The organism is Eubacterium sp. MSJ-13 (assembly GCF_018918235.1).
Taxonomy (GTDB): Bacteria; Bacillota; Clostridia; order Lachnospirales; family Lachnospiraceae; genus Butyribacter.
In genome coordinates this window covers 1-4,021 of sequence record NZ_JAHLQE010000153.1, presented here as the reverse complement: position 1 = coordinate 4,021, position 4,021 = coordinate 1, and the positions used below count along the sequence as shown (strand labels likewise).

4 protein-coding genes are annotated in these 4,021 nt (G+C 37.2%); all 4 read right to left on the bottom strand.

Features of this window, described 5'->3' with window-relative positions:
- A partial coding sequence (locus KQI69_RS09475) for an Ig-like domain-containing protein (RefSeq protein WP_216565137.1) occupies positions 1-745 on the bottom strand: 745 nt, incomplete at its 3' end.
- Between the two features lie 213 nt (positions 746-958).
- A complete protein-coding gene (locus KQI69_RS09470; protein ID WP_216565136.1) occupies positions 959-2,239 on the bottom strand; it encodes an O-acetylhomoserine aminocarboxypropyltransferase/cysteine synthase family protein in 1,281 nt (426 codons plus the stop codon).
- 125 nt (positions 2,240-2,364) lie between these two features.
- Positions 2,365-3,048: a DUF4230 domain-containing protein gene (locus tag KQI69_RS09465; protein WP_216565135.1), complete on the bottom strand. Its 684-nt coding sequence runs from the start codon at positions 3,046-3,048 to the stop codon at positions 2,365-2,367.
- Positions 3,049-3,101: 53 nt separating this feature from the next.
- Positions 3,102-3,755 (bottom strand): DUF4230 domain-containing protein, encoded by a 654-nt coding sequence (locus tag KQI69_RS09460; RefSeq protein WP_216565134.1) that lies wholly within the window; start codon positions 3,753-3,755, stop codon positions 3,102-3,104.
- Positions 3,756-4,021: the final 266 nt, after the last annotated feature.

The following is a 4,021-nucleotide window of genomic DNA, read 5'->3' as shown; positions in this document are numbered from 1 at the left end:
CTGCTGGTGAAGTACTTGGTGCTGCTGTAACTGCTGGTGAAGTACTTGGTGCTGCTGTTGGCTCTGTGCTTGGTACAGGTACAACAGGTACAATTGTTGGCTCTACTGTCGGTGTAGGATTTGAAGCCTTTTTCTTAACTGTTACTGTAACAGTAGCTTTCTTCTTGCTTCCGTCAACTGCTGCAACTGTGATCTTTGCTTTTCCTGCTTTAACACCTTTGATAACACCTGATGCTGATACTGTTGCAACTTTCTTGTTGCTTGTCTTGTATGTAAGTTTCTTAAGTGTTACTTTCTTAGGAGTTACTGATGCAGAAATCTTGCTTGTCTTGCCTACATAAACTGTAACATTAGACTTCTTTACTGTAACTTTCTTTACTTTCTTTGTAATCTTCTTTACAGTAATCTTGCATACTGTCTTCTTGCTTCCAGCTTTTGCAGTGATTGTAACTTTTCCAGGTTTTTTAGCATTTACAACACCCTTTGATGATACTGTTGCAACTTTCTTGTTGCTTGTTGTAAATTTAACCTTTGCAGATTTTGTAGGCTTTACAGTAGCCTTTAATGTGATTGAAGAATACGCTTTGTCTGCTCCCTTGTATAAGGTTGCACTCTTCTTGTTCAAAGTTAACTTCTTAACTTTCTTAGCTGCTGAAACATCACCTGTCTGGAATGCTAATCCAGATGTAATTAAAGCAGCTGATAATACAGTCGAAATGACCTTTCTTCCCACTTTTCTTCTCATGTGTCTGCCTCCATTTTTCTTTTTTGTAACAATCATATAAATATATACAAATTTTCTCAAAACTTTTATATATATTATATAATCGTAACTTATTTATTACAATCAGCATTATAGTCGTACATATTTTGAATGTCAAGTTATTTTTAGATTTTTCGACAATATTTTTAATTATCGGCCATACTAATATTCCCAAATTGTGCAGTTCGCAGACTATTATGCCTCAAGTGCCTGCTCAATATCTGCAATAAGGTCATTCTTATCTTCGAGTCCGCATGATATCCTTATAAGCCCCGCAGATATACCGGCTTCCCTTAACTGCTCATCTGTCATCTGCCTGTGTGTAGATGTGGCAGGGTTAAGGCAACATGTTCTCGCATCTGCGACATGTGTTTCTATAGCCGCAAGTTTAAGATTTTTCATAAATCTTTCTGCTGCCTGTCTGCCGCCTTTTATCTCAAATGATACAACACCGCATCCACCATCAGGAAGATATTTCTTTGCAATCTCATAATATTTGTTTGAAGGAAGTGTAGGATAATTTACATATTCCACCTTGTCATGCTTTTCAAGAAACTCTGCAACAGCCTGTCCATTTTCTACATGTCTTGGCATGCGTACATGAAGTGATTCAAGTCCGAGATTAAGTATAAATGCACTCTGAGGTGACTGAATACAGCCTAGGTCTCTCATAAGCTGTGCCGTACATTTTGTGATAAATGCACCTTCTTTTCCAAACTTTTCTGCATATGTGATCCCATGATATGACTCATCCGGTGTGCAAAGTCCCGGAAACTTGTCAGCATGTGCCATCCAGTCAAACTTTCCGCCATCTACGATTGCTCCTCCGATAGCAGCCCCATGTCCGTCCATATATTTCGTAGTAGAATGTGTAACTATATCTGCACCCCACTCGATAGGTCTTAGATTGACAGGTGTTGGAAATGTATTGTCCACGATAAGTGGAATACCATGTTCATGTGCAGCTTTAGCAAACTTTTCAATGTCAAGTACGGTAAGCGCAGGGTTCGCTATTGATTCTCCGAATACAGCTCTTGTATTTTCTTTAAATGCAGCATTTAACTCTTCCTCTGTACAGTCAGGGTCTACAAATGTAACATCTATCCCCATCTTTTTCATAGTGACTGCAAGCAGATTAAATGTTCCGCCATATATAGATGAAGATGATACGATATGGCTTCCTGCTTCACAGATATTAAACATCGCAAAGAAATTTGCTGCCTGACCTGATGAAGTGAGCATGCCTGCCGTTCCGCCCTCAAGTTTTGCAATCTTAGCTGCAACTAGGTCATTTGTAGGATTTTGAAGTCTTGAGTAAAAATATCCCTCCGCCTCAAGGTCAAACAGTTTTCCCATATCTTCACTTGTATCATATTTAAATGTTGTAGACTGATATATAGGTATCTGTCTAGGTTCTCCATTGCCCGGTGTATATCCGGCCTGAACACAGTTTGTATCGATCGTGTAATCCTTCATGATTTAGCTCCTCCTGTAATGTTGATTTTCTATAAATACTACGGAATTAGTAGTATTTATATATTGTAACACCATTTTGGTAAATGCGCAAAATTATTACACCTTGTCCCTGTGTTCTTTATTCATCAGACAAATTTAACTTCAAATGTATACGGTTCTGTAATTTCAGTAAATGATGATAAAAGATTTTCAACTGCTTCTTTTGCATATCCGTCAGATGTCTCTTTCATAGTCTTTTCATCAACTTTCTTTTTGCAGTCCTCCTCTGCTCTCTCAAGTGCTTTTGTCGTTGCTTCTAAACTATCTGACTTTATCCATGATGTGTCATATATCTGATAATCAGAATCGATATTTGGCTCTCCCACAACTGCATGTGGCAGATATACATTTATCTTTCTTTTTTTATCATCTATTTTAATATCTGCCTTTGACATATCTACATAAGATTTAACACTTCCCGTATATTTTATATAAAATTTTTTCTTAAATATCCCGCTGTTATCCTCCATCTCAACAACTCCGTCAAAGATAACTTTTGAAACCGCCAGCTCGTTCAGTTCTTCAAGCTGTCCGCTTATGAAACTTTCAGTGACAACATCACTTAATTTATCTTTATTGCCATTGTTTACTTTCACATAAAGTATTATGAACGCAGCACACATAACTACTATTACGGCAGCTATGCTTCTGGCTGTTCTCATATATTTATACATAAACACATTTTCACTGATAGTGTCTTCTCTTCTTCTTTCTTTGTTCTTTTTAATCCCGATACTGAACTTATCTTCAATTTTCTTTTTGTCTTCCATAAACCTCACCAAATCCTATTCCCACTTTTGTTTATAATTTTATATGATACATTTTACTGTTCAGTGACTCCGACATTCTCTTTAATATCATCACCGTCTTTAATTGAGACATTGACTTTATATGGTTCCCTGCATTTCTTTGCACCTTCAAATATGTCCTCAACGAGCATCTTTGCCCTCATATTTGCCTTTTCAACCATGTCTGTCTCATCAATCCTGTCTCTACACTCACTCTCAGCCTGTATAAGTCCCTGTTTCACAAACTGCTTTCCCTCAAGTTTATTCCACGAAACATCATCCCATTTTATGCTGCTTTTTATAATATTTATCTCGACTGCATCAGCGGCAGGAAGTTTAACATCAATAGTCTTTTTCTTATCATCAACTTTTATATCTGCTGCCGAGAGGTCAACTCCTACTTTCACCTGTGCTTTATACTCCATAAGAGCTACCTCATCGAGCACATCTATAAACCATTTATTTCTAACCTCAGTGATCCCGTTATAAGTAGTGCTTAACACTGCAAGCTCACTAAGCCCTTTGACCTTTTCAGAATATACATTAGAATAGGAAACTTTCGGTTCAGATTTTCCTGAAAAATGAACCTTAAGCAGGATACCACCAAAAAACAGAGTGCATACAAGCACTGTGATAATAATACATTTAATTCTTGTGCCAAGCCCCAGAAACCATCTCAAAACAAACATAAATACCTCATTTCCAGACGGTTTTACGTTGCAAAGCCGTCTTGTTCAAAACACTCGTATCTTAAAAACATTTACAAAATCGTGAAATTTATACCACATATCGTAACTTACAAAATAATTTTTGTCAAACCACGACATTTTTCCCGACGCACAACAGGGGCATATGAATAGTAATATTCATATGCCCCTGCATCATTCATCTAAAAAACTATAATTTAACACTATCAAGTAAGTCCCCCACTTCTATTGCGTAGAGCAATAAGTGG